Here is a 25,550-nt window from a genome sequence, read left to right on the forward strand (position 1 = left end):
TCATAGAACACAGCCTAGGCTTTGGGTGATCGCCAAATCCTCACGGGAAGTTAAACAATTCGTGATAACTCGGGCGCCGAAAAACCCGCACAATGCATATGCCAATTTTGAACAATGCATTTCCTGTGGGAGCGAGCTTGCTCGCGATGACGATTGCACAGTCAGCATCGTCGTTGACTGACATTGCGCCATCGCGAGCAAGCTCGCTCCCACAGTTTTTGCGCCTTTACCGAGCGGCAATGCGTCCATTGCGCCGAAGGATTGAGCTGTATGGAACAGACCAAACGCGTCCTGGTGGTCGAGGACGATATGCATATCGCCGACCTGATCTGCCTGCATCTTCGCGACGAGCAGTTCGAGGTGGTGCACAGCGCCGATGGCAATGAAGGCATGCGCCTGCTGCAGCAAGGCAACTGGGACGCACTGGTCCTCGACCTGATGCTGCCCGGTGTCGACGGCCTGGAAATCTGCCGCCGCGCCCGCGCCATGGCCCGCTATACGCCGATCATCATCACCAGCGCGCGCTCCAGCGAAGTGCACCGGATTCTCGGCCTCGAACTGGGTGCCGACGACTACCTGGCCAAGCCCTTTTCCATGCTTGAACTGGTGGCCCGGGTCAAGGCGCTGCTGCGCCGGGTCGATGCCATGGCGCGCAACCTGAAGATGGACGCCGGCAGCCTGCTCACCGACGGCCTGGCCATCGACCCGATCACCCGCGAAGTGTCCCTCGATGGACGACGCCTGGACCTCACGCCCCGGGAGTTCGACTTGCTGTATTTCTTCGCCCGCCAGCCCGGCAAGGTGTTTTCGCGCATGGACCTGCTCAATGCCGTGTGGGGCTACAGCCACGAAGGCTACGAGCACACGGTCAACACCCACATCAACCGCCTGCGCGCCAAGATCGAGGCCGACCCGGCGCAACCGGTGCGCATCCTCACGGTCTGGGGGCGCGGCTACAAATTCGCCACCGGGGAGGAACCACGGCCATGAGGCTGACCCTGACGCAACGCCTGTCCCTGGTGTTCGCCGTGCTGCTGCTGGTGTGCTGCGGCACGTCGGCGTGGATGCAGGTGCGCTCCAACCAGATGCATGAGCAGGAAGTGGTGCAAGGCTTGTCCCGGGACCTGGCGCAGCACATCGCCCGCGACACGGTGCTGATGGACACACAGGGCTTGATGCCCAATGCCGTGCGTGACCTGTTCAGCAAGCTGATGCAGGTCAACCCGAGCGTCGAGGTGTACCTGCTGGACACCGAGGGCAAGATTGTCGGCAGCGCCGCGCCCGAAGGCCGGATCCGTCGTGAGCGGGTCGACCTGGCGCCGATCCAGCGCCTGTTGCGGGGCGATGCCCTGCCGATTCTCGGCGACGACCCGCGCAGCGTCGATGCGCGCAAGGTGTTCAGTGCTGCGCCGCTGAAGGTCGACGGCAAGCCGGCCGGTTATCTCTACGTGGTGTTGCTCGGTGAAGACCACGACCGCCTGGCCGAACGCGGTGCGACCAGTGCAGCGCTCAACACCGCGCTGTTGTCCATCGGGCTGGTGGCGTTGCTGTGCCTGATTGCCGGTCTCACCGCATTTGCCCTGATCACCCGGCCGTTACGCCGCTTGACCGAAACCGTCAGCCAGTTCGACATCGATGGGGTGCCGGTCACACCGGCCCTGCCCGTCGTGGTGGAAAAAGCCGCGAGCCACGATGAAATCGCCGTACTCGATGCGGCGTTCCGACAGATGCAGACACGCCTGGGCGAGCAATGGCGCTCGTTGACCCGCCAGGATCAGGAGCGCCGCGAACTGGTGGCGAACATCTCCCACGACTTGCGCACGCCGCTGGCCTCGTTGCACGGTTATCTGGAAACCCTGTCGCTCAAGGACGCCACGCTGTCCCCTGCCGACCGCCGCCGCTATCTCGGCATCGCCCTGGACCAGAGCCGCAAGGTGGGTGGTCTGGCGCAGTCGCTGCTGGAACTGGTGCGGCTGGAACATGGCTTCGTACAGCCGGTGCTGGAACGCTTTTCCCTGACTGACCTGGCCCAGGACATCTTCCAGAAATTCGAACTCACCGCCGAAGCGCGTCAAGTCGAATTGAAGGCCACTTTTGCCGCCAACGTCTCGGCGGCCTGCGCCGACCTTGGGCTAATCGAGCGGGTGCTGACCAACCTGTTCGACAACGCCCTGCGCCATACCCCGGCCGGTGGCGAGGTCGAACTGGGCCTGCGCCCGCAAGGCTCATTCATCGAAGTCACGGTCAGCGATACCGGCCCCGGCATCGCCCCGGAACTGCGCGAAGGGTTGTTCCTGCGTCCGTTCAATATCGGCGGCGCACGCCGTGATGGCGGGTTGGGGTTGCGGATCGTGCATCGCATCCTGCAATTGCACGGGCGCGAGATTCAGTTGATCGATGTGCCGGGGCGGGGTGCGACGTTCCGGTTTTCGCTGCCGATCGATGAAGAAACAGCGACTGCGTTGGCGGTGCGGTCGATGAACCTGAATACCCCGCGGCAGGCCTGAAAAGTTGTGGTGCCTGACAGGGCCCCATCGCGGGCAAGCCCGCTCCCACAGGGTGAGTGGGTGTACGCAAGATCTGCGAACAACCCAAACCACTGTGGGAGCGAGCTTGCTCGCGATGGTCTCAAGGGCACCGCGTTCATCCAGAATGAACGCGTTATCGTTAACGTCCATCGCGAGCAGGCTCGCTCCTACAGGGGAGCAAAAACATGACCGGCCGCCTGTTGATCCGTGACAACGCCGCCCCGGTCCAATAGATTAGTCGGCCTGAAAAAGCCCCCAGGCTTTCTCGCCCCAATTCAAGTTATAGAAGTAGTGAAATTTCAATGTCCGATTCCAATACCGCTGAAACCGTAGTCACCTTGTCGTCCAAAGCGGAATACGAAAACTCCATCAATCTTTCACAACACGTGCCTCAGGCCAAGACCATCAGCGAGATGGTGCTGGACGCGTTCCAGTCCACCCGCGAAAGCGACCAGATCCGCGAACTGCGCGCCGCGATCCGCCAGGCCCACGACAGCTTCGATGACGATAAAGCCTACGAACTGATGGGCCAGCTCAAGCAGCTCAAGGACGCCGAGGCCGCCGATATCGCCGCCCTCGAAGACCTGAGCAGCAAATTCCCGATCAGCCGCATCCTGTCCAGCTTCAAGGACGATCCGGCGTTCCAGGAAATCGTCTACGGCCTGGCCCTGAAGGTGCTGAACCAGACCCACCAGGCCATCAGCAACCCGAGCGGCGGCAAGAGCAAAGCCGCCAAGGCGAAGAAAGAAGTCGAAGTGTTCACCATCAGCAAGGACGGCATCAGCGTCACCCTGCCGCTGCGCACCCCGCGCTCGCGCCTGAGCGTCGACCGTGAAGCCCTGGAATTCCTCGGCCTCACCTTCGTTGGCGAAGGCGAAGAGGCGGAACTGGAAAGCGAGACGTTCCTGGACAACAGCGGCGCCGAGCAAGCGGTCAACCGCAAGAACATCATCACCGCCCTGCAGCAGCAGACCGCGTTCGACGGGTACAGCATCGCCGCTCAGTAATACCTGTTGTTGTGGCAAGCCCCCTCGCCACAAGGTCCTGAGCGACCGACTCAAGAGCCCCGCCATCAGTGCGGGGCTTTTTATTGCCCGTGATTCGGGCAAAACCGCGATTACTCTTCCAGTATCGACGCAGAACACCACTTCCCTTCACCCATGAGCACCACGGGTCCGCCTGCGGGGAGCGTCAACTCACTTTCCAGCCCAGACCTCAGTGGTGCAACTGCCGAGGTCATCATGAACACGCCCCCCTTGTATCGCCAGCTGGCCAACCACTACCTGGACGCTATCCGCAGCGGCACCCTGAAAACCGGTGAACGCCTGCCCTCGATTCGGTTGATGATGGAAAAACACGCCGTCAGCCTGTCGACCGCCGTGCAGGTGTGCCGGGAGCTGGAGGACTATGGCGTGCTGGAAGCCCGGCCACGCTCCGGCAACTACATTCGCCAGCCCGACACCCTGCCCAGGCCCGCCCCGACGACCTCGGCGCCAGCGCTGGATACCCGCGCGTATGTCGGCATTCATGAACAGGTCTGTGCGGTGCTCAAGGCCAGTCAGCGCGCGACGATCAAGGTCAATTTCGCCAGCGCCTACTGCGCGCCGCAGCTTTACCCACTGAAGACCTTGCAAGACAACATGATCAAGGCGCTGCGCTACGACGCCTGCCTGCTCGGCACCGCGGGCGGCGCCTGCGGCAACAGCGCATTGCGCAACATCCTGACCCGGCGGGCACTGGCCAGCAAGACCCACCTGGCCTCCGAGCGGATCGTGATCACCAACGGCGCCACCGAGGCGATCAATCTGGCCTTGCGTGCGGTCACCCGCCCCGGCGACACCGTGGCCGTGGAGTCGCCGACCTTCTACGGTCTGCTGCAAATTCTCGAAAGCCTGAACCTGCGCGTGCTGGAAGTCCCGGCCTCGGCCCATACCGGGCTGAATCTGCAGGCCCTGCAACGGCTGCTGCAAGGCCCCGAACGGGTCAAGGCGCTGATCGTCATCCCCAACCTGCAAAACCCGTTGGGCAGCATCATGCCCGACGCCAACAAGGCACGGCTGGTGAAGCTGTGCGCCGAGCACGACACCGTGCTGATCGAGGACGACACCTACGGCGACCTGGTGGACACCGAGCAGCCGCTGTCCACGCTCAAACATTGGGATAGCACCGACAACGTGATCTATTGCGCCTCGCTGAACAAAACCCTGGCACCGGGCATGCGCCTTGGCTGGATCAGCGCCGGCAAATGGCACGACCGCGTGGAGATGCTCAAGCATACGCAGTCGCGCGGGTGCGAGGCGTTATCGCAACTGGCGGCCAGTGCGTTCATGAAGACACCGTCCTACGAACGTTACCTGCGGCGGTTGAGGAAAACCCTGACCGTACAACGCGAGCAGATGAGCGCAGCGATCACCCGCTATTTTCCCATCGGCACCAGCGTGACCCACCCGCAAGGCGGCACGCTGTTATGGGTGGAACTGCCTCGCCGGCATTCATCGATGACGTTTTTTCACGACGCGTTGAAGGCCGGCATCCAGATTTCACCTGGGGATATCTTTTCCAATGCCCGGCGTTTCGATCACTTTGTGCGCATTGGCTGTGGCGCGCCGTATTCGCCGCGGGTTGATGAGGCACTGCAGACGTTGGGACGTATCCTGAAAAATCAGGGTTGACCGCGGACCTGTGGGAGCGAGCTTGCTCGCGATGGCGGTGTCTCAGACACATCAATTTTGAATGTACTGACGCCTTCGCGAGCAAGCTCGCTCCCACAGGGTTGTAGGTGATCTTCAGAGCGGATTCTGATGCAGGCAAATGATATGCGGGTCATCATTCCAGTGCGGAAAACGCTCGGCGATCAGCGGGTCGTGGCCGGGGATGACATGGTCTTCGCTGTCGGCCAGACGGTCGATCTCGGTGAAGGCTTCAAGGGTTTGCGCCAGGTCATCGAGAATCGGAAACGGACTTCGCCCGCGAATGTTGGCCCACAAATGCGCCGCATCCGAGGCCAGCACAATCCAGCCGCGCTCGGTCGCTACCCGCACCACCTGACTGCCCGGTGTATGTCCGCCTACCGGATGCAGGGTCACGCCCGGAACGACCTCGACAACTCCGTCGTGCAAACGCATCCGCCCTTCGAACAGCGGCGGCAACGCCGACATCACGTCCTCGACTTCGTAGGTTTTGTTCACCGTGCGATGGACCATTTTCGGCCCGGTGCAGAAACGCAACTCCGCGTCCTGCAAATGCACGGTCGCCTTGGGGAACAACCCGAGGTTGCCGGCATGATCCCAATGCAAATGGGTAAGGATCAGGTGCTCGACCCGGGCCGGATCGATGTCCAGTTGCCGCAGGGATTCTTCCGGCAGGCGATACATCTGGCGATTGCGCCGGTGCGCCGTGGCCGGCTGAAAACAGGTGTCGACCACGATCACCTGTTGCTCGTTGCGGATGACCCAGAAGTAGTAGTCCAGCGGCATCGGCGCATTCGGATCACCACAGCAGGCGTCGTAGAGAAAATTCTCCCTGGCGGTGCGCTGGGCATTGGCACCGACACGGATGGCGAACACTTCGTACACAGGCGTGGACATAAGCACCTCCGGGTTCAGGCGACCGCCGTGGTTTTGAGGGTCGGACGAAAGTCGAAATCGATCTGGTCGCTGATACCCAGGTCATGGGCCAATTTATGCAGGCCACTGTAGTCGCGCATGATGGTCGCGTTCCTGTTGCTCTCGCGGGTGTCGGCAATGATCAGCGCCGCCTCCTCGACCCCGAGCTGCGTCAGAATCGCCTCCCACATGGAGTAGTCCTGAGCGATAAAAGCACTCAGCGCCACTGACAGGTTGCGTGCGAAAAATTCCCGTTGCGTGGGCTGCATGTTGGCGTACATGACTTTCGCCACTTCGGCCAGCACCTTGCTGTGGGCGTACTCGTCGCGGTTGTGCAGTTCGGCCACCCGGCGGTTCTGCGGCTGGATTGTCTGGTCGTCCGCCAGCAAGTCCAGATAGGCGTTGACGCTGATCTCGGCTACCACCGCAAACGTGATCGCCGCCAGATCCCGCTGCCATTGCTCGGGCAGTGCTTCACGCTGGGCTTTCAGGCGCAGGTAAGTGACGGAGGGTGGCAAGTCCAGATCCTGGTCCAGCGCCCGATCGAGTTTGGTCCGTTCGATGGCGCGCAGGTGCATCAGCGTGTGGTAGTGCTCGTCGATCAGGGTCTGTTGCATGGCCTCGCGAAAATGCCAGTCATCCTTGCCCAGGTACTGATTGGCGATGACACTGAGTGCCGGGTTGACCACGTGTTCTTCGGCGGTGACGGTGCGCAGGTTGTAGCCGATCCAGCCCCAGGTCACCACGCTGCTTTTGAGCTCGTCGCTCAAGGCCTGGAATTTCGGATGATGGAAGAACGGCACCATACACTCCGGGTAGTCCGGCCGCGCGGGGTCGAACACTTCCTCCACCTGGCCCCTGTCCGGCGAACACACCGTGGCGCGCTTGGTCCAGGCCTGGCTGAGCCGCACGATCAGTTGATGATCGACCTGGGCGATCTCGATTGCTGTTTGCATGACGCGATACCTGTAAGGCGCGTACCCGCCAGGGGTACGCCAAAAGAATGTAGGGCGACGGAAAAATCAGGCCAGCCAATAGCGGGTCAGGTTGCGCGCCGGGTCAGTGTAACGACTGCGGGCGTGAATCATCCGCCAGTTATCCCAAATCAGCAGGCATCCGTCGGGAATCAGCACCGGAACGTTGTGCTCGACGAAATACGCTTCGCCGAGCACGGCAAACCTGGCCAGCGGCGAGGTGTTGTTGGTCACCAGTGATTGCTGCAACGCTTCCTTGGACGGGTTCACGTCGCCGTAGTGAAACTGGTTGTAGCTGAAGCGGAAAATATCCCCGTCTTCCGTAGGCGTGAGGATGTACTCCTTGACCCGCCGTTGTCCCGGTTCACCCGGTTTGGCGGTGGCGACAAATTCTACCGGTGTGTCATCCAGCCACTCACGCAGTTCCGGTTCACTGCGCTCCAGGGACTTGAGAAATTCGTAGCCGTCCACCAACCCGGTGTGCCCGCCACCGCACCTGGCCTGTTTATGGCAATGCAACGCCAGATAGCGTGGAGGCGGCCCGTACACCGGCGCTTCAGTGTGCGGGCCGATGCCGTTCATGCTCTGGGAATACGGCAAGTCTTCGTAACCCGGCTTGCGGGTAATGGCAAAGGCCGTCTGGCCGTTGAACTGCGGAATGATCCGACCGAACTCGCACAAGGTGCCTACGACATCATCGGCAAATTCGTCCGGGATCAGCACCGTCCAGCCCAACGTCGACAGTTCTTCGTGACGATGGCCGAGCGAAATGCAAGGTTGAGACGCAACAATCCCTTGGTCTGACATGGTGAGATTCCTGGCGGGTTATCCGGCGTTGACGGTTGAGGTGTAAGCGGCGATGAAGTCGCGGCAGGCGTCACCCGGTCGATAGTGCTGCTCATCGATGCTCTGCACCGGGGTGATTTCGGCGGCGGTGCCGGTGAGAAAACACTCATCGAAGTCGCCAAGCTCTGTAGGCAAAATCGTGCGTTCCACCACCTGGTAGTCCAGCGCTTTGGCCAGTTCGATCACGGTCTGCCGGGTGATGCCGTTGAGGAAGCAATCCGGTAGCGGCGTATGCAGCGTCCGGCCTTTGACGAAGAACACATTGGCGCTGGTGGCCTCGGCAACGTGGCCGCGCCAGTCGAGCATCAGCGCATCGTGGTACCCCGTGTTCTCGGCGTCGTGCTTGCTCAGCGTGGCGATCTGGTAATGCCCGGAGGCCTTGGCCTCGAACGGGCTGCTGCTCGGCGGCGGGCGGCGCCAGCTCGCGGTTTTCAAGCGGATACCGGCCATGCGCGCCGCCGGGTCGAAATAACTCGGCCACTGCCAGCACGCGATGGCCACATGCACACGGTTGAAACGCGCCGAGGTGGAAATCATCTCGCTGCCACGCCAGGCCACCGGGCGCAGGTAGCCGTCGACAACCTTGTTGCGCTGCAGCAGTTCATGGCTCGCCGCTTCCAGTTCAGCCATCTCATAGGGGATGGCAAAATCCATCCATTGCGCCGAGCGATACAAGCGTTCGCTGTGTTCGCGCAGCTTGAAAATCCTGCCGTTGTAGACCCGCTCGCCTTCATACACGGTGCTCGCGTAATGCAGGCCATGGGTCAGCACATGCAACTGCGCCCGGGACCACTCGACGAACTCGCCGTCGAGCCAGATAACGCCCTCGCGCTGATCAAACGGGATACTGCTCATATCCATATCTCCCCATTGTTCATGAATTTTCCTACGCCGTTTCCAGCAACACGGGTATCAATTCCGGCACGGCGGTGAGCTCGGTCTGAAAGAAGAACGCACGCTCACCGAAGGCCGGTTGCAAGTCGTCGAACCAGGTCACTTGCGGATCGAAGCGCGCGTAGAACGTGCGCAACACCCATTGCGGATTGCGTGCCTGGAGGAACTGCAAGACGAAGACCTTTTCCCCGGCGACGGTCTCGATGCCGTTGATCAACACCTTGCCGTAGAAGGTGCTCATGGACGGCCCGCGCACCGTTCGCGCCAGCCCCGATACCGTGCGGTACGCCGCCTGGAAGATCTCGAAAGCCCGGGCCAGCGGCATCGCGAAGTAGTGGCTGGGCCCGGTGTCACGCTCGACGAACATGTAATAAGGCACCGCCCCGAGCCGCACCCCTTCGGTCCACAGCGCTGCCCAGTCAGCGGGATTTTCATTGACGTGGCGGATCACCGGCGCCTGCATGCGCACCGTCGCGCCCGTCGAGCGAATACGCTCGATGGCCTGGCGGGCGATGACCTGGCGGATCTCCACCGGGTGGTTGTAGTGGCCCATGATCGACAGGTTTTTCCCCGCCGCGACGATGCGCTGGAACAGCTCCAGCAGCTCAGGTGCATCCTTGTCGCTGACAAAACGCTGCGGCCAGTACGCCACGGACTTGGTGCCGATGCGGATGTTCTTCAGGTGTGGCAAATCCAGCAGCGGCTCGATGTAACCGGCCAGGGAGCGGGTGTTCATGATCATCGGGTCGCCGCCGGTAATCAGCACGTCGGTCACTTCGGTGTGCACCCTCAGGTAACTGACCAGCTCCTGGGACTCACGGGCGTTGAACTTGAGTTCTTCCTCGCCGATGAACTGCGCCCAGCGGAAACAGAAGGTGCAGTACGCGTGACAGGTCTGACCGGCACCGGGGAAAAACAGCACGGTCTCGCGGTACTTGTGCTGGATGCCCGGCAGGACCTTGCCGTTGAGGGTGACTCCGTTGTGGGTCAACTGCCCGGCCGGATGCGGGTTCATGCGCCGCCAGATCGCCTCGATCCGACGCTTGATCGCCGCGCTGTCATCCTGCTCGATCAGTTGTTTGAGCGAGGCATACTCCTCCGCCAGCAACATGTCCTTGTGGGGAAAAGTCATGCGGAAAACCGGATCGTCGGGGATGTTGCTCCAGTCGATCAGCGTGCCCAGCACGTATTCGTTGGTGCGAAACGGCATGACCCTGGCCACCACGGTCATGGCCTCCTGCAACGCCGGCGTCAGCTTGTGCCAGTACGGTGTGTCGCGGATGGTGCGTGAGTTATAGGGTTTGTAGCGTTCGTGCTCCGACAGTCCTTGCATGGCCGCGCTCCTGGTGATTGCCCTGAGTGTTGTTACGCGATGGCCGGCGCTTTGCGCTCTATGTCCATCCACGCCCGAACGCTGTCGCGATCCCACTGGCGACGCACATACGCTTCGAGCCGTGCCGGCACCGGATCGCCGTTGGCAACCAGTCGGTTGAGCATGATTGCCAGGTCGGTGTCGGCAATGCTCCAGTCACCGAACAGATGCTCGGCGCCCTCTTCCAACAAATGCCCGGCGACAAAGAACAAGCGCTCGACGGCGGCTTGGGCCTCGTCGGACAGCACGGTGTTTTTCTTGCCGAAGTACACCAGGTCAAACGGGCGCTCCTTGCGCACCACCAACAAGTCACTGCGCAACCAGGCCTGCAATTGACGGGCACGGGCGCGCTGGCGAATGTCCTGCGGATAGAGTTTTTTATGCCCCGGGGAGAGTTCATCAAGGTATTCGGCAATCGCCGATGATTCCGACAAGGCAAAATCGACGTGAACCAGCGTTGGAATCTTGCAGGTCAGCGAAAGATTGCGATAAGTCGCCAGATAGTTTTCGCGTGCTTTTAAATTGACAGTAACAAGTTCAAATGAAAGTTGCTTTTCCTTGAGCGCCACAAAAGCCGACATCGCAAAAGCGCTGACATGATCGGCGCCGACATACAGTTTTAGCTTCCTGTTATCCATAGAACACTCCATTCACTGACTGCAGGGATTAACGTGCATTGGAAGTGATCGTAGTTAGTTGGATGAAGGCTGGATAGATACAGAATTTGCCTGTTTCAATCGATACAGAAAGTTGTTTTTCACCGACAGATACGCAGCGAAAATCCCGGCAATAGCGCTGCAAAAGGCGATACCGGTGGCAGGTCTGAAAAACAAAAAAGGGAGCCAACGATGGTTGGCTCCCTTGGCTGATGCGCTGGGAAATTACGGCTGGGTGGTGATCAGGCCATGGCTGTCGGCAAAGTTCGAAAGCAGTGCCATTTGCGGCATATTGCTCATGTTCAGCATCGCCAAAGGCTCGTGTTTACTGGTGTTGACGAAGCCGTGTCTGGTCCACGCCGGTACCAGTAGCACATCGCCGTTGCTGACGTTGACCCCGTCGGCATCGCCTAGGGTCAACACGCCGCTGCCGCACTGGATGACAAACAGATGCCACCAGGAATGGGCATGACCGTTGAGCGTCACACCGGGGTTGAGCCATTGCATGGCGATCGCCATGCCAGGCGTCACTTCACAGCCTTCAATGCTCTTTTCATGAGCCAACGCGACAATATCAACGTCGCTGGCTTCAAGGGCCTCACGCATACTCGCTAGTTCGGCGCCTTTCCATACCTTGGGACTTGGCGCTCGATGGTGCAGGCTTTGACGAAAATCCTTATATGAAAAAAATGCACCTTGAAAGTTATCCATTCGCACATCCTTTCTTATTATTTCCCATACTTCAGCGCCAAACCTTAAGTTAAGGATTCAGCGCTGTAAAGTCGGAAAACAACTTACAAAACCGATGGGCGCAAGGCAGCAATCATGTCCACTTCTATCGCGGCATTCTTGGGTAACTGATAAACACCCACCGTGGTGCGGGTATGTTTACCGGCATCGCCCAGCACATGGCTGAACACATCCGAGGCGCCGTTGGCCACTTCGCTCAAATCGACAAAGTCCGCCGTGGACCTCACATAGACCGTTACCCGGATCAGTGACTTGATCTTGTCCAGGGAACCAATGGCATCGACGATCAACGCCAACCCCCGCATCGCACTGATGCTGGCGGCGGCTTGCGCATCGACCATGCTGAGGTCCAGCCCGACGCGGCCGGGGTAATGGATCTTGCCGTTCATGCGCGGCACCAGGCCGCTGATGTACAGCTCATCGTGATGACGGATCAGCGGCGCGTAATGCCCGCCTGCGGTGTTTTCGCCGTAAATGTCATAACCAAACTCTTTGGCCAGGGCGATGAAGCGTTCATCGCAGGTCATGTGCTGGATCATTGATCGAACCCTCTTGATCAGTAATGCAAAAAACGGGTGCTTGCTGGCTCAACACACGGCGCGAGTGACCGGTGCCAGGCAAGTCACCTCGATGCGTGACTCAATCACCTCGGCCAGACGCAACAGGTCGTTGCTCAGTTGCCCGTAGTGTTCGTTGAACAACACGATGTGGCCGATGAATGAGAAGTTGTCCTTGACCTGCGCGCTGACCGAGTCACCGATGCGCTTGGCGTACTGGCCTTCCAGCAGTTCAATGCGCAGCGAACGGGCCACGGTGGCGATGTCGGGCGTCGCCCGCAGGATGCCGCCGGCCGGCGCCCTGAGCAGGCGAATGCCGCAGTAGCCGCGGGCCACTGGCTCATGCTGTTCGGTCTTGCCTTCCACCGCCCAGCGCACCCAGCGTTCCCACGGATCGAAATTGACGAAGGCGCGTTTGGCCAGGTCCCAGATGTGCATGCCGCCGGGGCGCATGTTGGTTTCCACGGCCGAGGTCAGGTTGTCGCTGCGCAGGAACACTTCGTTGTGCCAGGCACCGTTGTCCTGGGAGACCAGCGCCGACATGTGCCGGCCAGCCGCCATCAGCCGCGCCTGCACGTCCACCGACAACGGCGCAGGCACCACTTGCTGGATCTCGGCGCGGTAGGCGCCTTCGGTGGTGGTTTTTTCCGTCACCCAGGTGCTGCCGGCAACACAGTCCCAGCTGTATTCACGGGCGTTCTGCACCAGCGCTTCAAGGACGATGCCGCCGTCGCGGTAAGGCTTCAGGGCCAGCCAGGCGTCATCGCATTCCGACGGATGATGGATGACGCGACAGCCCCGGCTCGCACCTTCGCAGGCCGGTTTGATGAAGGCCTTGCCGCCCAGTTCGACGACGCGCTGGCGCAGTTCCGACAGGTTTTCGACCCGCGCGGAAAACACCGGCCGGTAATCTCCGGGGGAGGTGCTGGCCGCCGCTTCGAGCCGACGGAAGATCTGCTTGTCCAGGCCCGCCCGCGCTTCTTCCGGGGTAATGCCCGGCAGGCCGAAGTGAGTGGCCAGCGCTGCACCGAGCAACACGCCGCGATCGGAGAACGGCAGTATGCCGATCAGCTTCCAGCTGTCGGCATTCAGGCACCCCACCACCAGTTCAAGGGACGCCGCCACATCTTCTTCCGCCAGCGAAGTGCTGCAGACGTGATCGGCCACCTGGTCGTCATGGGGCTGGATTTTCTCGACCAGCAGGATGAGCCTGGCGTTGTAGAGCGACTTGCACAGCTCGCGCAGTTTCTGGATGTCGTGCACCCGATTGCCGTTGTAACCGACCACTACTACACATGAAGTCGTATTCATAATGCCCCTGACCTGCAAAGTGAAAACCGCAACGGCAATGACTCAGTCATGCAACGACGCATTGGATTTACGGTTGAGCCAGTACCAGGCCAGGATCCCTGCGGCACCGATGGCGGCCAGTACCAGCGCGTTGTACGGCGCCGGCACCACCCGCATGATCAACACGGTCAGCCCGGCCCCGACGCCCAGGGACACTTCCTTGACGAACATGTTGTTCTGTTTGACGGAGAAGTAATCGAGGTAGCTGAAGGCGCATTCGGCAATGGACAGCAGTGCCACCCAGACCAGCGCCCCGGCGAGGGTTTCGACGTGGAACGCGGCAGGCGAAGACAGCACCGCAAAACCGCCGACGATGATCCCGATCACCGCCACGACCTTGTAGCGCCCGGTGCGCTCGATCAGCTTCATCACCGGCACTTGGGCGAAGACCACCACGGCGCTGTTGAGGATCAGCATCAAGCCGTACCAGGCCGGCAACTCGCCGGTCTTGAGCAGGATTGCCTGTGGCAGGATCGAGAACACCCCGAACAGCTTGATGCCCATGATGATCCCGGCGATCACCCAGGGCAGTTTGTTGCCCCAGTTGCTGCCGACCTGAGTGGCCGGGCGGGCTACCACCGGCTCGGTGGTGAATGTCGCGCCGAGGGCGATCGGCAGGCACAGCAACACGAAGGCCGCCGCGCCGAGGAAAAACATCGTCGGCGTGAGAAGCGGCGACAGCAGGATCAAACCGGCCACCAGGCTGCCCAAGTTCATGGCGACGCGGTTGTAGGCCGCGCCTTCCTTGGTCTGGGCCGCTTCGCTCTTGATCAGGTAACCGGCAATGGCAATGCCGTAGGCAAACAACGCGGCAGCAAACATCACCATGCCTTGATTGCTGGTCAACGCCAGCAGTACCAGGCCAAGGCCGGCACACAGCAGCGTGACGCTCAGGGAACGACGGCCAAGTACCAGTAAAGTCAGGGGCAACAGCAGCAACAAGGCGCGATATCCAAGGGCCAGGATGCTGTTGGTGGCCGTGTCGAGCCAGACGTTGGCCTTGCCCAGTACCGCGAACAGCGAGACGGCGGTGATGATCCGGATCGTGAATAACCGCAGGTTAATGACCGGTTTAGCCACCGCGACCGTTGTTTCGACACTCATGCAGCACCTCAGGAACCGGGTGAACGCCCGCCGACAAAGGCTGACATTCAGAAAAGTCTGTAAGGGCATGGTAGAGAGAGAGGCGTGTCCTGATCAGGGCAAGTTCGTATAGAATCCAACGAACTTTACTGCCGGAGAGACCAGTAAAATGCAGGTTCAACGTGCAGTCATTGCCGCCATTGAATTCCAGCCCGGTGCGCCGCTGGTGCAGCAGATCGTCGATCAGCTGACGCATGCCATCAGCACCGGGGGCCTGCCCCACGGCGCCAAGCTGCCGCCGATTCGCGAACTCTCCGACTTGATGAACGTAGGCAAGTCCACGGTGGTCGATGCACTGGACCGCATGCGGGCCAAGGGGCTGGTGGTGTCGCGGCAGGGCTCCGGGCATTACGTGCATCGCTCCGAAGCGGCGCTGAAAAGCGGCACCGGCCCGGACCTGCAACCCCAGGACACCCTCAGCGTGATTCGTCGCGCCTTGCTGCTGGACAACGGCGCGCTGCGCCCCGGCTGCGGTTTTCTGCCGACCTCGTGGCTACCCGCCGAAGAATTACAGAAAGCCGTGCGCAGTACCCTGCGAGCAACGTCGTTGCGCATGGGCGAGTACGGCGTGGCCGGCGGTTACTTACCGTTGCGCCAGGCCCTGCGGGTGAAGCTGGCGACCTTCGGCATCGAAGCGCCGGTGGACCAGATCATCACCACCGCCAACACCATGCAGGCCATCGACCTGCTGATGCGCCTGCTGGTCAAACCCGGCGACACCGTACTGCTCGACGACCCCTGCTACTTCAACATGCACGCCAATCTGGCGCTGCACGGGGCCAAGGTCATCACCATCGCACGGGATTGCGACGGCATGGACCTCGACGCCTTCGAGCAACTGCTGATCGCCCACAAACCCGTGCTGTACATGACCAACAGCACGCTGCATAACCCCACCGGCCACTCGTTCACCCCGGCCCAGGTTTACCGCTTGCTGGAACTGAGCCACCGCCATGGCTTCCACATCGTCGAAGACGACCTGTACTGCGACATCCAGCATCGCCGCACCCCGCGCCTGGCCGCCAGCGGGCTGGACAATGTGAGTTATGTCTCCGGCTTCTCCAAGACCCTGACCGCCAACAGCCGGGTCAGCTACACCGTGCTCTCGCCACAATTGGCGGCGCGGATGGTCGCGTTGAAAATGGCCTGCGGTGGCGTGACCTCGGAACTGGCGGAGCAGATCACCTGCACCATGCTCAGCGACGGCAGCTATGCCAAGCATGCGCGGCGCACGGTGGATCGGCTCTATGAATCGAACAGTCGTGTGGCCAGTTGGTTAGCGGAGGCCGGATGTTCGCTTTCCTCGCTTCCCGGAGAAGGGGTGTTTATATGGGCGCGGTTGCCGGACGGCCTGCATGCCGAAAACCTGGCTCGCCAGGGGCTGGAGAACAATATGGTATTGGCGCCGGGCACCTTGCTGAGCAAAGGGCCGGATGCCAGCCAGTTCCTGCGCTTCAATGTGGCGCACAGTGACAGCTTGCAGGTGCGCGAGCGGTTTTTCCGGTTGCTTGATAAACAAAGCAAGTAACCGACGACCACCGATCTTGTGGGAGCGAGCTTGCTCGCGATGAGGCCGTCACATTCAAAATTGATGTTGCCTGACACGCCGCCATCGCGAGCAAGCTCGCTCCCACAGGGGTTCAGCGTCGTACTCGATATCAGCGATAACGTGGTGAAGGTGCTCGATGCCCCCTGTAACAACCGCGCATGAATGAAAAAGCCCCACCGTTCTCTCGAAAGGAGGGGCTTTGCGCTGCAGGCCATTTCAATTTTTGGGCCAAACGATGCAGCCTCTTCGCTGCAACCAGAGCTCAGGAAAACATGGCGCGCTGCTCAGCTTCGTAATGCCGGGTCTGAAAAGGCATGAGGGCTTGGGCTTTTAGGCCGAGGCCCTCACTCAACCCCCAAGAGACAGCGAGTTCATCACGGCGTCGACGCAGTGGCGTGACGGTTTGTAGCACCACGGCTTGCACGGAAGTCGAATGTGCAAAAAGCTCGAGGACATTGAGCGTTTCCGACACCCGGAGATCGGACAAGCAAGTAAATCGAGTGAATCGCTCGAGCAGATAGCCAGCGCGCCGAACCTCCACTTCGTCAGTGTGACGATTCAAAAAAGCGGTTACCTCGCTTTCAAGATTTGAGTCCGAGTACCAGACAGCTTTGGCGGCGCTCACGAGAGCAGCGTCATCCGCTTGATTTAAAGGTCTTTTTACCAGCGTGTCCAAGGCGGATGAGAGGACGTGGCCGCTATGGGGCTTCGTCATCTGTGCTCTCCAGATAATCATGCAAAATATTAGTGAGAACGGAGATTGGTGGCTCCTTGTTGCCAACATATACATCAATCGCCTGCAATGCCAGTCGACGGAACTCGGTAGTCAAGATGAAACCAGCCCTGAGAAGTGCCTTGATATCACCAATGTCCTGATCGGTCGCTCTGCCCAGTTTGGAGATGGCAATGTCGACAGGTGCTGCGATATGAACGTGCAGCGGGGACTCTATCGGAAACGCTTCAATAGGAAGGCTCCGCTCCCAATAGTCCTCATGTATTGGCCCAAAACTGGTGTTGTATTGCAGGTCGTAGTTCAGCTCCATCAATCGACCGGATCGCTCATCAACAAACTGTTCGGGTATCTCTGCGAGCATGGTTTGCAGGTGTAAACCTTCGGGAACATGAGCCTCATAAATCTCGGCATCGACGTCGGTGGAAACGCGATGATGGGTATAAAGGTGAACAGCGCAGCCACCGAAAACGATAATTTTGACGGCCCCTGGTCCTGCGTTCTCTAGCTCCAGTTCCGCTTCGACAGATTTGAATATTGAAATCAAAGCCTGCCCCAACGCTGTTTCCGTATTAACACGCGGGGTGATTACCTCTGGTAGCTCCATCGTAGATCCTCTGGGATGCTCGTAATAACGGCTCCCGAGGCTAGATAGGCGACTTCCGACCCTCAACCTGAAAAACCCGTGGGAAAGTTCAGGCAAATCCGTAAGCATTTTTGCCGGTCAGGCCCCCTATCGTAAGAGGCCTGTCAGTCCGCGTCGCGGCCATAGCAAGCAGGCTCGCGATGGCGGCAACGCGGTCCCGCAGAAAGCACCCAACAAAAAGCCCCGCTCTTCTCTCGAAGGCGGGGCTTTTCTTTACAGCATCCGACGCTTAAGGCGCGTACGTCAGCAGCAGCTCGGTCGGCACTTTGAAGTCCAGGGACATCATCACGCTCAACGCGGTAATGGTGAAGATCGAGAACACGAACAGCTTGCGTGCCCAGACCGTGTCATCCACTGCCTTGTAGCCGGTCCAGGCCATGTACAGCCAGTACATGCCCATGGCGGCGGCGACGGCGAGGTAGCTCATGCCGGCGTAGCCGCTGAAGGTCAGCATCAAGGTCGCCACGAGGAACGCCAGGATGTAGAGCAGGATGTGCTTCTTGGCCACCTGGATGCCGCGCTTCACCGGCAGCACCGGAATCGATGCGGCCAGGTAATCGTTGAAGCGGAAGATCGCGATGGCGTAGGAATGCGGCATCTGCCACAGGCTGAACATCACCAGCAGGGTCAGCGCGGCCATGTCGAAGGTGTTGCTGACTGCGACGTAGCCAATCACCGGCGGCATGGCGCCCGACAGACTGCCCACCAGCGTGCCGTGAACCGACTTGCGCTTGAGGTACAGGCTGTAGAAGCCGACGTAGATCACGAAGCCGATGACTGCGAACAGTGCGGCCAATGGGTTGGCCACCTTGTACAACAGTGCAACGCCGGCGACACCCAGGACGGTCGCGTAGATCAGGGCCAGTTTCAGAGAGATCAAGCCCTGGACCAGCACCCGGTTCTTGGTGCGTTCCATCTTCAGGTCGATGTCGCGGTCGATGCAGTTGTTGAACACGCAACCGGAGGCAACCACCAGGGACGTGCCGATCATGGCGGCCAGGAAGATGGCCAGATCGACATGCCCTTTGGAGGCCAGGAAAAATCCGCCTGCCACAGAAAGCACGTTACCGAAAATGATCCCCGGTTTGGTGATTTGGATAAAGTGCTTGAGGGACATGCGGACTTACCTCACTTCGCCATCATGAACGTGTGGATGCTGAACATGATCCACAGCGACAGGCCAACCAGCAGGACAATCACGATCGCGGCGAAGACAAACGCAATCACGTTGTTTCGCTGCGCGGCCGAACGGTCCAGGTGCAGGAAGTACACCAGGTGCACCAGCACCTGGACGATCGCGAACGCCAGGACGATCAACAGGGTGATCGACTTCGGCAGTGTCGGGTACATCACCAGACCGAATGGAATGGCGGTCAGGATCACCGACAGGATGAAGCCGATGACGTACGACTTGTAGCTGCCGTGACCGGCGTCGTCGTGGCCATGGTGGGAATGAGCTGGGTTAGCCATTTACATAGTCCCCATCAGATAAACAACGGTGAATACGCAGATCCAGACGACGTCCAGGAAGTGCCAGAACAGGCTCAGGCAGCTCAGACGGGTCTTGTTGGTCGAGGTCAGGCCATGCTTGTTGACCTGATACATCATGATCGCCATCCAGATCAGACCGCTGGTCACGTGCAGACCGTGGGTACCGACCAGGGTGAAGAACCCGGACAGGAAGCCGGAACGGCTAGGGCCGTAGCCTTCGGAGATCAGGATGTGGAACTCGTTGATCTCCATGCCGATGAAGCCCAGGCCGAACAGGAAGGTCATGGCCAACCAGCCCAGGACCTGCTTCTTGTTGCCCCGGTAGAACGCCAGCATGGCGAAGCCGTAGGTGATCGAACTGAACAACAGCAGAGCGGTTTCGCCCAGCACGTATGGCAGTTCGAAGATGTCGTGGCCCGACGGACCACCCGCTACGTTGTTAACCAGTACCGCGTACACCGCGAAGATCGACGCAAACAGAATGCAGTCGGTCATCAGGTAGAGCCAGAAACCGTATACGGTCATCTCGCCCGAGTCGTGGTGGTCATCGTGCCCATGGTCACCATGGGCGTGTCCAACATTGGTCACTAAATTCGACATGGTTTAAGCCTGTTCCAACGAGGTTTCAACACGGGTGGCGGTGGCCGGGATTTTCCCTGCCGCTACCAGACGCTTGTGCTGCTCGGCTTCGATGCGTTCGATCACGTCGACCGGCACCATATAGCCTTGATCATCACGGGCCGCGTGGATCACGAAGTAGATCACGGTGCCGGCCAGGCTAGCGATTGCCAGCCACCAGATGTGCCAGATCATCGCGAAACCGAACACGGTCAACAGCGCGCCCATGACCACACCGGTGGCGGTGTTGTTAGGCATGTGGATCGGCTGGTACTTGGCCGGGGCCTTGTACGCGGTGCCGTTTTCCTTGGCTTCGGTGAACGGGTCGATGCAGTCGGCTTTCGGCAGCACGGCAAAGTTGTAGAACGGTGGTGGCGACGAGGTCGACCATTCCAGGGTGTGGGCATTCCACGGGTCGCCGTGTTCGCACATGTTTTCCGGCTTGTTGCGGTCACGCACGCTGACGTACAGCTGGATCAGCTGGCAAGCGATACCCACGGCGATCATCACCGCACCAAACATGGCGACGTACAGGTACGGCACCCACTCAGGGTTGGTGGTGGCGTTCAGACGACGGGTCATGCCCATGAAGCCCAGCGCGTAGAGCGGCATGAACGCGACGAAGAAGCCCGAGATCCAGAACCAGAACGCAGCCTTACCCCAGCCTTCGTGCAGCTTGAAGCCGAACGCTTTAGGGAAGTAGAACGCGAAACCTGCGATGTAACCGAATACCGCACCGCCGATGATCACGTTATGGAAGTGCGCGATCACGAACAGGCTGTTGTGCAGAACGAAGTCAGCACCCGGGATGGCCAGCAGTACGCCGGTCATGCCGCCGATGGCGAAGGTCACCATGAAGCCCAGGGTCCACAGAACCTGGCTGGTGAAACGCAGACGGCCCTGGTAGATGGTGAACAGCCAGTTGAACAGCTTCACACCCGTCGGGATGGAAATCAGCATCGTCGCCAGACCGAAGAAGGCGTTGACGCTGGCACCCGAACCCATGGTGAAGAAGTGGTGCAGCCAAACCATGAAGCCCAGGATCGAGATCGCGCCCGATGCGTAGACCATCGAGTGGTGGCCGAACAGTTTCTTGCCGGTGAAGGTCGAGATGACTTCGGAGAAGATACCGAACGCTGGCAGGATCAGGATGTACACCTCAGGGTGACCCCATGCCCAGAACAGGTTCACGTACATCATCGGATTGCCACCAAGTTCATTGGTGAAAATGTGGAAATCCATGTAACGGTCAAGCGTCAGCAGAGCCAGGGTAGCGGTCAGGATCGGGAACGAAGCCACGATCAGGACGTTGGCCCAGGTGCAGGTCCAGGTGAAGATCGGCATGTCCATCAGCTTCATGCCAGGGGTACGCATTTTCAGCACGGTGGCCAGGAAGTTGACCCCCGTCAGCGTCGTACCCAGGCCGGATAGCTGTAGCGCCCAGATGTAGTAATCCATCCCCACGCCAGGGCTGTATTGCAGACCCGACAGCGGCGGATAGGCAACCCAGCCGGTCTTGGCGAATTCGCCGACGCCCAGGGACAGGTTGATCAGCACCACACCGGAAACCAGCAGCCAGAAGCTCAGGGAGTTCAGGAACGGGTAGGCAACGTCACGCGCGCCGATCTGCAGCGGCACTGCAAGGTTCATCAGGCCGGTGAAGAATGGCATCGCCATGAAGATGATCATGATCACACCGTGGGCGGTGAAGATCTGGTCATAGTGTTCAGGTGGCAGGTAGCCAGGCGAACCCTCGGTGGCCATGGCCAGCTGGGTACGCATCATGATGGCGTCGGCAAAGCCGCGCAGCAGCATGACCATGGCGACGATGATGTACATCACGCCGATTTTCTTGTGGTCGACCGACGTCAGCCACTCGGTCCACAGGTAGGTCCACTTCTTGAAGTAGGTGATTGCAGCGAACAGCGCCAGACCACCGAGCGCGATCATGGCGATGGTCACCATTACGATCGGCTCGTGGAACGGGACTGCTTCCCAACTTAATTTACCAAACATCGTTTACTCCTCTGCCCCGGCAGCTGAATGCGAGTTCATGTCCATTCCTTGCGTAGCGGCCACTTCTTTCTCTTCTTTCTCGTGCTTCACTTTCGGACCCGGTTTCATGCCTTCGTACTTGTCGACGATGGTCTGGAACAGGTTCGGCGTCACCGAGGAGTAGAGCTCGACTGGGTTGTTCTGGCTTTGCTTGGCAAGGGCTGCGTATTCAGCTTGTTCAAGCTGCTTAGGTGCCTTTTTGACTTCACTTACCCAGGCGTCGAAATCTTCCTGGGAAGTTGCGATCGCTTTGAATTTCATACCGGTGAAACCCGCGCCGCTGTAGTTGGCGGAGATACCGTCCATCTCGGCGTTCTCGTTGGCGATCAGGTGCAGCTTGGTCTGCATGCCCGCCATCGCGTAGATCTGGCCGCCCAGCGCAGGGATGAAGAACGAGTTCATCACGGCGTCGGAAGTGATCCTGAAGTTGATCGGGGTGTGCGCCGGGAACACGATCTTGTTGACCGTGGCGATGCCTTGTTCCGGGTAGATGAACAGCCACTTCCAGTCCAGCGCGACCACTTCGATGGTCACAGGCTTGACGTCGGATTCCAGCGGCTTGTACGGGTCAAGGGCGTGGGTCGACTTGTAGGTGACGTAACCCAGGGCAATGATGATCAGCACTGGAACAGCCCACACCGCGATCTCGATCTTGGTGGAGTGGTTCCATTTCGGGGTGTAGGTAGCGTTGGTGTTGGACGCGCGGTATTTCCAGGCGAACAGGAAGGTCATGATGATGACCGGAACGACGACCAACAGCATCAGCAGCGTTGCGGTGATGATCAGGTTTCGCTCATCCAGACCAACCTGGCCCTTGGGATTGAGCAAGGTCATGTTGCAGCCTGACAGCAACAACGTGCCGATCAGCGGCAATAAGCCTAGTAGTCTGGGGTACCTGTTTTTACTCATCTCACGACCTCTAAAGCAGCTTGCGCAATGCAGTTGGGTTTTGATCGCCAACACTTCACCCTGCCAAGGGTTGGCATTTTTCTTGGATTGAATAAGGGCATGCCCGTCGTGCGTCAGACGCTGTACGACAAATCCCGGGCCTGCGGTGAGTTCTTATTCGAATACGTGGTCAAAGGCCTTGTTACAGACCAATTCCATTTGGTGCGGGTAATTGGAGGCTCCGACACCTGGGAATCGCATGAAGCCACCAGACCTCTCGACACCCTGTTTCTGCTCACCCCTGGTTAAGATTTGAGCAGTGCCGGGAATTCAGTGCGGGCGATTGTAGATATGTAACGTTCCATAAACCATGTCTCATCCCGAAATAATTTTTATCCGAACCGGCAACAATCATTAACCGTTTTCGCAAAAGTGGCGCATCTTATCGAAATTAATTCTCAACAAAAACACCAAAATAAGTAGGTCTTCCACCCACGGTTCAGACAGTATCGTGTCCCTCTTCTCGGCCCTTGACCTTGCCCAAGGCCCGATATGACGGGGGCTCTGGCCATTCGCCAGAGCCTGTTAAAACTGCCTGTTCGTGCCCGTAATGGAAAAAACCGGAAGCCTGCAAAACAAGCCAATTTCGTTACGTTTCCATGCACCAATCCGGCCTTCTCGAACGCCCTGCGGCGCTCACTCTGTGACAACATGTCGCACACGTGTCGCACCCTTGATTGCCACCCGTCACAGTCTTTTTACCCGGCCTCTGAAATGTGCTCTGCAAGACAAAAAAAACCCCGGCCCTCTCTTCGAGGACCGGGGCTTTTTTGTCCGACAATAGGAGGCGGCAGTTGACCTCAACGCAGCGTTTTGCGGTTACGCGAAGTCAGCAACGGCACCAGCACCACGATCAGCACGAAGGCAACCAGCGCCCACTGCGCCAGCGACAGACCGAGGATCGGCGGGTATGGCGTGGAGCAGAAACCATCGACCTGGAAACCCAGCGGGAAGATCTTCGCCAGCGGCAAGTCATCGACAATCGGTTGCAGCACATCGATGCCGCAGCTGACCGCCGGATAGAACTGCGTATAGACGTGATGCCCGGCAACGCCTGCACCTGCCACTGCACAAATCACCACCAGGGTTTCAAACACCGTGATGCTGCGACGGCCGCGCATGGCCGCGCCGATGAAGGCAAAGATCGCGATCAGCAGCAACGCGTAACGTTGCAGGATGCACAACGGGCAAGGGGCCTCGCCCAGAACAATTTGCATGTACAGCGCGCCGCCGATCAGCGCCAGGCAAATGATGCCCAAAAACACCAGGTAGCGCCGTTCACGCCCCAACCGCATGGATTCATCGCTCATCGCGTTTCCCTTCAATATTTCGATTGCCCGTCAGTCTACACGCTGGCCCGGACCTTTGAGAGTCTGGCGCATGTGAGGGGGATTCGGGGGGAATAGACGATAAGGCGGTTAAGAAGGGATTAACTTTCTGACTTTTTTCAGTTCAGGACCGAGGTGAAGCAATCGCGGGCAAGCCACGCTCCCACAGGGGGGTATGTCGTTCACATCAATCCGGATCGACACAAATCCCTGTGGGAGCGTGGTTTGCCCGCGATGAAGGCGACGCGGTGAGCCTGCTGACCCACCGCGCCAACCCCTTACTCCAGCGCCGCTGCCGGCCCGAAGAACTCATAACGGCTTTGCTTCTCCGGCACACCCAATGCTTTGAGGTGGCGTTTGATCGCGACCATGAAGCCTTTTGGCCCCAGGAAGTAGGCATCCAGATCGCGCTCTTGCGGCAGCCATTGATGCAACTGCTGCTGGCTCAACAACCCCATCTTGTGCGCCGCCGGGCTCACGCCGTCGTCCTCGGAATAGCAGTAAAAGCGTTTGAGTTGCGGATGACGCTCAGCCAGGCCATCGATCCAGTCGCGGAAGGCATGGACGCTGCCGTTGCGCGCGCAGTGGATGAAATGCACCGGCCGCTGGGTTTCCAGCGCCGCTTCGAGCATTGCCAGGGTCGGGGTGATGCCCACGCCACCGCTGATCAGTACCAGTGGCTTGTCGCTGGCGGTCAGGACGAACTCGCCCGATGGCGGGAACAACTGGATGCTGGCGCCGACATGCAACTGGTCGTGCAGGAAGTTGGAAGCGCGGCCACCGGCCTCGCGTTTGACGCTGATGCGGTACTGGCCTTTGTTTGCCAGTGCCGACAGCGAGTAGTTACGACGGATCTCTTCACCGTCGAGGATCAGTTTCATGCCGATGTACTGGCCGGGTTCTGCCAGCAGGATCGGGCCTTTGTCCGCGGGTTCGAAGTAGAACGAAGTGATCTCGGCGCTCTCCTCGACCTTGTCTGCCACGATGAATTCCCGCGCCCCGCGCCAACCGCCCGGTGCCTGTTCCTTCTGGTCGTAGATGCTGGTTTCGGCACCGATCAGGATGTCCGCCAGTTGACCGTAGGCCGCGCCCCAGGCCGCGATCACTTCAGGAGTGGCGATCTCTTCGCCCAATACTTCGGCGATGGCCCGCAGCAGGCAGCTGCCGACAATCGGATAGTGCTCCGGGAGGATCTGCAGGGCCACGTGCTTGTTGATGATCTTGGCCACCAGGTCGCCCAACTGGTCGAGCTGGTCGATATGGCGCGCATACATCAATACGCCGTTGGCCAGGGCACGCGGCTGATCACCGCTGGCCTGGTGGGCCTGGTTGAACAGCGGGCGGACTTGCGGATATTCGGAGAGCATCATGCGGTAGAAGTGCGTGATCAGCGCCTCACCACCGCTTTCGAGCAGCGGCACGGTGGATTTGACGATGGCACGGTCTTGAGCGCTCAGCATAAGGTGACTCCTGGTCTTCTTGGGTTGCTAACGGACTACCCTATGCTTAT

Annotated in this window: 25 protein-coding genes; 6 read left to right on the forward strand and 19 right to left on the reverse strand. The window is 59.6% G+C overall.

The window, feature by feature from the left end; all coding sequences use genetic code 11:
- The first annotated feature begins 270 nt into the window (after positions 1-270).
- The 4 genes from AC1RS8_RS08115 (at position 271) to AC1RS8_RS08130 (ending at position 5,200) form a co-directional block, all read left to right on the forward strand.
- Positions 271-990 (forward strand): response regulator transcription factor, encoded by a 720-nt coding sequence (locus AC1RS8_RS08115; RefSeq protein ID WP_090453186.1) that lies wholly within the window; start codon positions 271-273, stop codon positions 988-990.
- The gene (locus tag AC1RS8_RS08120) at positions 987-2,507 is read left to right on the forward strand and encodes a sensor histidine kinase (protein ID WP_489339773.1); all 1,521 of its coding nucleotides are present in this window, start codon (positions 987-989) and stop codon (positions 2,505-2,507) included. The genes AC1RS8_RS08115 and AC1RS8_RS08120 overlap by 4 nt, the downstream gene beginning before the upstream one ends.
- Positions 2,508-2,830: 323 nt before the next feature.
- Positions 2,831-3,535 (forward strand): hypothetical protein, encoded by a 705-nt coding sequence (locus AC1RS8_RS08125; protein ID WP_489339772.1) that lies wholly within the window; start codon positions 2,831-2,833, stop codon positions 3,533-3,535.
- A 234-nt stretch (positions 3,536-3,769) separates the two neighbouring features.
- Positions 3,770-5,200 carry an aminotransferase-like domain-containing protein gene (locus AC1RS8_RS08130; RefSeq protein WP_489339771.1) on the forward strand — a complete coding sequence of 477 codons (1,431 nt, stop codon included), beginning with the start codon at positions 3,770-3,772 and terminating at the stop codon, positions 5,198-5,200.
- Positions 5,201-5,314: 114 nt separating this feature from the next.
- Here AC1RS8_RS08130 and AC1RS8_RS08135 read toward each other — a convergent pair whose 3' ends face one another.
- The 10 genes from AC1RS8_RS08135 to AC1RS8_RS08180 all read right to left on the reverse strand — a co-directional run bounded on the left by AC1RS8_RS08135 (position 5,315) and on the right by AC1RS8_RS08180 (position 14,636).
- Positions 5,315-6,115 (reverse strand): N-acyl homoserine lactonase family protein, encoded by an 801-nt coding sequence (locus AC1RS8_RS08135; RefSeq protein ID WP_057716346.1) that lies wholly within the window; start codon positions 6,113-6,115, stop codon positions 5,315-5,317.
- 14 nt (positions 6,116-6,129) lie between these two features.
- Positions 6,130-7,089: a diiron oxygenase gene (locus AC1RS8_RS08140; protein ID WP_493162496.1), complete on the reverse strand. Its 960-nt coding sequence runs from the start codon at positions 7,087-7,089 to the stop codon at positions 6,130-6,132.
- Positions 7,090-7,155: 66 nt separating this feature from the next.
- Positions 7,156-7,914 (reverse strand): TauD/TfdA family dioxygenase, encoded by a 759-nt coding sequence (locus AC1RS8_RS08145; protein ID WP_090453177.1) that lies wholly within the window; start codon positions 7,912-7,914, stop codon positions 7,156-7,158.
- Positions 7,915-7,932: 18 nt separating this feature from the next.
- Positions 7,933-8,808, reverse strand: a complete 876-nt coding sequence (locus AC1RS8_RS08150) for a branched-chain amino acid aminotransferase (RefSeq protein ID WP_349733644.1) — start codon at positions 8,806-8,808, stop codon at positions 7,933-7,935.
- A gap of 31 nt (positions 8,809-8,839) precedes the next feature.
- Positions 8,840-10,180 carry a KamA family radical SAM protein gene (locus AC1RS8_RS08155; protein ID WP_489339770.1) on the reverse strand — a complete coding sequence of 447 codons (1,341 nt, stop codon included), beginning with the start codon at positions 10,178-10,180 and terminating at the stop codon, positions 8,840-8,842.
- Between the two features lie 32 nt (positions 10,181-10,212).
- The gene (gene yfcF, locus AC1RS8_RS08160; RefSeq protein WP_489339769.1) at positions 10,213-10,857 is read right to left on the reverse strand and encodes a glutathione transferase; all 645 of its coding nucleotides are present in this window, start codon (positions 10,855-10,857) and stop codon (positions 10,213-10,215) included.
- A 243-nt stretch (positions 10,858-11,100) separates the two neighbouring features.
- Positions 11,101-11,586 carry a cupin domain-containing protein gene (locus AC1RS8_RS08165; protein ID WP_489339768.1) on the reverse strand — a complete coding sequence of 162 codons (486 nt, stop codon included), beginning with the start codon at positions 11,584-11,586 and terminating at the stop codon, positions 11,101-11,103.
- Positions 11,587-11,669: 83 nt separating this feature from the next.
- Entirely contained in the window at positions 11,670-12,164 is a 495-nt protein-coding gene (locus AC1RS8_RS08170) for a RidA family protein (RefSeq protein ID WP_489339767.1), read from the reverse strand.
- A 48-nt stretch (positions 12,165-12,212) separates the two neighbouring features.
- Positions 12,213-13,493, reverse strand: coding sequence for an ATP-grasp domain-containing protein (locus tag AC1RS8_RS08175; RefSeq protein ID WP_489339766.1), 1,281 nt, complete (start codon positions 13,491-13,493; stop codon positions 12,213-12,215).
- A 42-nt stretch (positions 13,494-13,535) separates the two neighbouring features.
- Positions 13,536-14,636 (reverse strand): MFS transporter, encoded by a 1,101-nt coding sequence (locus tag AC1RS8_RS08180; RefSeq protein WP_090453168.1) that lies wholly within the window; start codon positions 14,634-14,636, stop codon positions 13,536-13,538.
- A 148-nt stretch (positions 14,637-14,784) separates the two neighbouring features.
- Between AC1RS8_RS08180 and AC1RS8_RS08185 the strand changes: the two genes are divergently transcribed.
- Positions 14,785-16,203 carry an aminotransferase-like domain-containing protein gene (locus tag AC1RS8_RS08185; protein WP_090453166.1) on the forward strand — a complete coding sequence of 473 codons (1,419 nt, stop codon included), beginning with the start codon at positions 14,785-14,787 and terminating at the stop codon, positions 16,201-16,203.
- 283 nt (positions 16,204-16,486) lie between these two features.
- Here the strand turns inward: AC1RS8_RS08185 and AC1RS8_RS08190 are convergent, their stop codons facing one another.
- The 7 genes from AC1RS8_RS08190 to cyoA form a co-directional block, all read right to left on the reverse strand.
- Positions 16,487-16,939, reverse strand: coding sequence for a hypothetical protein (locus AC1RS8_RS08190; protein WP_057716355.1), 453 nt, complete (start codon positions 16,937-16,939; stop codon positions 16,487-16,489).
- Positions 16,923-17,561, reverse strand: coding sequence for a DUF6036 family nucleotidyltransferase (locus tag AC1RS8_RS08195; protein WP_218494955.1), 639 nt, complete (start codon positions 17,559-17,561; stop codon positions 16,923-16,925). The genes AC1RS8_RS08190 and AC1RS8_RS08195 overlap by 17 nt, the downstream gene beginning before the upstream one ends.
- A 268-nt stretch (positions 17,562-17,829) precedes the next feature.
- Positions 17,830-18,717 carry a heme o synthase gene (gene cyoE, locus AC1RS8_RS08200; RefSeq protein ID WP_053154791.1) on the reverse strand — a complete coding sequence of 296 codons (888 nt, stop codon included), beginning with the start codon at positions 18,715-18,717 and terminating at the stop codon, positions 17,830-17,832.
- Positions 18,718-18,728: 11 nt separating this feature from the next.
- Entirely contained in the window at positions 18,729-19,070 is a 342-nt protein-coding gene (gene cyoD / locus AC1RS8_RS08205) for a cytochrome o ubiquinol oxidase subunit IV (RefSeq protein WP_090453161.1), read from the reverse strand.
- The gene (locus AC1RS8_RS08210) at positions 19,071-19,691 is read right to left on the reverse strand and encodes a cytochrome o ubiquinol oxidase subunit III (RefSeq protein ID WP_030128695.1); all 621 of its coding nucleotides are present in this window, start codon (positions 19,689-19,691) and stop codon (positions 19,071-19,073) included.
- Between the two features lie 3 nt (positions 19,692-19,694).
- Positions 19,695-21,725 (reverse strand): cytochrome o ubiquinol oxidase subunit I, encoded by a 2,031-nt coding sequence (gene cyoB / locus AC1RS8_RS08215; protein WP_015093557.1) that lies wholly within the window; start codon positions 21,723-21,725, stop codon positions 19,695-19,697.
- Between the two features lie 3 nt (positions 21,726-21,728).
- Positions 21,729-22,673, reverse strand: a complete 945-nt coding sequence (cyoA, locus tag AC1RS8_RS08220) for a ubiquinol oxidase subunit II (protein WP_489339765.1) — start codon at positions 22,671-22,673, stop codon at positions 21,729-21,731.
- A 27-nt stretch (positions 22,674-22,700) separates the two neighbouring features.
- Here cyoA and AC1RS8_RS08225 point away from each other — a divergent pair, with 27 nt between their 5' ends.
- A complete protein-coding gene (locus tag AC1RS8_RS08225) occupies positions 22,701-22,961 on the forward strand; it encodes a hypothetical protein (protein ID WP_057716360.1) in 261 nt (86 codons plus the stop codon).
- Between the two features lie 551 nt (positions 22,962-23,512).
- Here AC1RS8_RS08225 and AC1RS8_RS08230 read toward each other — a convergent pair.
- Both AC1RS8_RS08230 and hmpA read right to left on the reverse strand, forming a co-directional pair.
- A complete protein-coding gene (locus tag AC1RS8_RS08230; protein WP_057716361.1) occupies positions 23,513-24,022 on the reverse strand; it encodes a disulfide bond formation protein B in 510 nt (169 codons plus the stop codon).
- Between the two features lie 296 nt (positions 24,023-24,318).
- Positions 24,319-25,500, reverse strand: coding sequence for an NO-inducible flavohemoprotein (gene hmpA / locus AC1RS8_RS08235; protein ID WP_057716362.1), 1,182 nt, complete (start codon positions 25,498-25,500; stop codon positions 24,319-24,321).
- Positions 25,501-25,550 lie beyond the last annotated feature (50 nt).

This window comes from Pseudomonas sp. GW821-FHT12A04, assembly GCF_058807755.1.

Coding starts and splice junctions, on each gene's coding strand:
- cyoD (WP_090453161.1), bottom strand. CDS start 19,070: ATGGCTAACCCAGCTCATTCCCACCATGGCCACGACGACGCCGGTCAC.
- hmpA (WP_057716362.1), bottom strand. CDS start 25,500: ATGCTGAGCGCTCAAGACCGTGCCATCGTCAAATCCACCGTGCCGCTG.
- AC1RS8_RS08195 (WP_218494955.1), bottom strand. CDS start 17,561: ATGGAGCTACCAGAGGTAATCACCCCGCGTGTTAATACGGAAACAGCG.
- AC1RS8_RS08120 (WP_489339773.1), top strand. CDS start 987: ATGAGGCTGACCCTGACGCAACGCCTGTCCCTGGTGTTCGCCGTGCTG.
- AC1RS8_RS08210 (WP_030128695.1), bottom strand. CDS start 19,691: ATGTCGAATTTAGTGACCAATGTTGGACACGCCCATGGTGACCATGGG.
- AC1RS8_RS08115 (WP_090453186.1), top strand. CDS start 271: ATGGAACAGACCAAACGCGTCCTGGTGGTCGAGGACGATATGCATATC.
- AC1RS8_RS08190 (WP_057716355.1), bottom strand. CDS start 16,939: ATGACGAAGCCCCATAGCGGCCACGTCCTCTCATCCGCCTTGGACACG.
- yfcF (WP_489339769.1), bottom strand. CDS start 10,857: ATGGATAACAGGAAGCTAAAACTGTATGTCGGCGCCGATCATGTCAGC.
- cyoA (WP_489339765.1), bottom strand. CDS start 22,673: ATGAGTAAAAACAGGTACCCCAGACTACTAGGCTTATTGCCGCTGATC.
- cyoB (WP_015093557.1), bottom strand. CDS start 21,725: ATGTTTGGTAAATTAAGTTGGGAAGCAGTCCCGTTCCACGAGCCGATC.
- AC1RS8_RS08165 (WP_489339768.1), bottom strand. CDS start 11,586: ATGGATAACTTTCAAGGTGCATTTTTTTCATATAAGGATTTTCGTCAA.
- AC1RS8_RS08145 (WP_090453177.1), bottom strand. CDS start 7,914: ATGTCAGACCAAGGGATTGTTGCGTCTCAACCTTGCATTTCGCTCGGC.
- AC1RS8_RS08150 (WP_349733644.1), bottom strand. CDS start 8,808: ATGAGCAGTATCCCGTTTGATCAGCGCGAGGGCGTTATCTGGCTCGAC.
- AC1RS8_RS08230 (WP_057716361.1), bottom strand. CDS start 24,022: ATGAGCGATGAATCCATGCGGTTGGGGCGTGAACGGCGCTACCTGGTG.
- AC1RS8_RS08140 (WP_493162496.1), bottom strand. CDS start 7,089: ATGCAAACAGCAATCGAGATCGCCCAGGTCGATCATCAACTGATCGTG.
- AC1RS8_RS08135 (WP_057716346.1), bottom strand. CDS start 6,115: ATGTCCACGCCTGTGTACGAAGTGTTCGCCATCCGTGTCGGTGCCAAT.
- AC1RS8_RS08185 (WP_090453166.1), top strand. CDS start 14,785: ATGCAGGTTCAACGTGCAGTCATTGCCGCCATTGAATTCCAGCCCGGT.
- AC1RS8_RS08155 (WP_489339770.1), bottom strand. CDS start 10,180: ATGCAAGGACTGTCGGAGCACGAACGCTACAAACCCTATAACTCACGC.
- AC1RS8_RS08170 (WP_489339767.1), bottom strand. CDS start 12,164: ATGATCCAGCACATGACCTGCGATGAACGCTTCATCGCCCTGGCCAAA.
- AC1RS8_RS08180 (WP_090453168.1), bottom strand. CDS start 14,636: ATGAGTGTCGAAACAACGGTCGCGGTGGCTAAACCGGTCATTAACCTG.
- AC1RS8_RS08125 (WP_489339772.1), top strand. CDS start 2,831: ATGTCCGATTCCAATACCGCTGAAACCGTAGTCACCTTGTCGTCCAAA.
- AC1RS8_RS08225 (WP_057716360.1), top strand. CDS start 22,701: ATGCAGTTGGGTTTTGATCGCCAACACTTCACCCTGCCAAGGGTTGGC.
- cyoE (WP_053154791.1), bottom strand. CDS start 18,717: ATGTCCCTCAAGCACTTTATCCAAATCACCAAACCGGGGATCATTTTC.
- AC1RS8_RS08130 (WP_489339771.1), top strand. CDS start 3,770: ATGAACACGCCCCCCTTGTATCGCCAGCTGGCCAACCACTACCTGGAC.
- AC1RS8_RS08175 (WP_489339766.1), bottom strand. CDS start 13,493: ATGAATACGACTTCATGTGTAGTAGTGGTCGGTTACAACGGCAATCGG.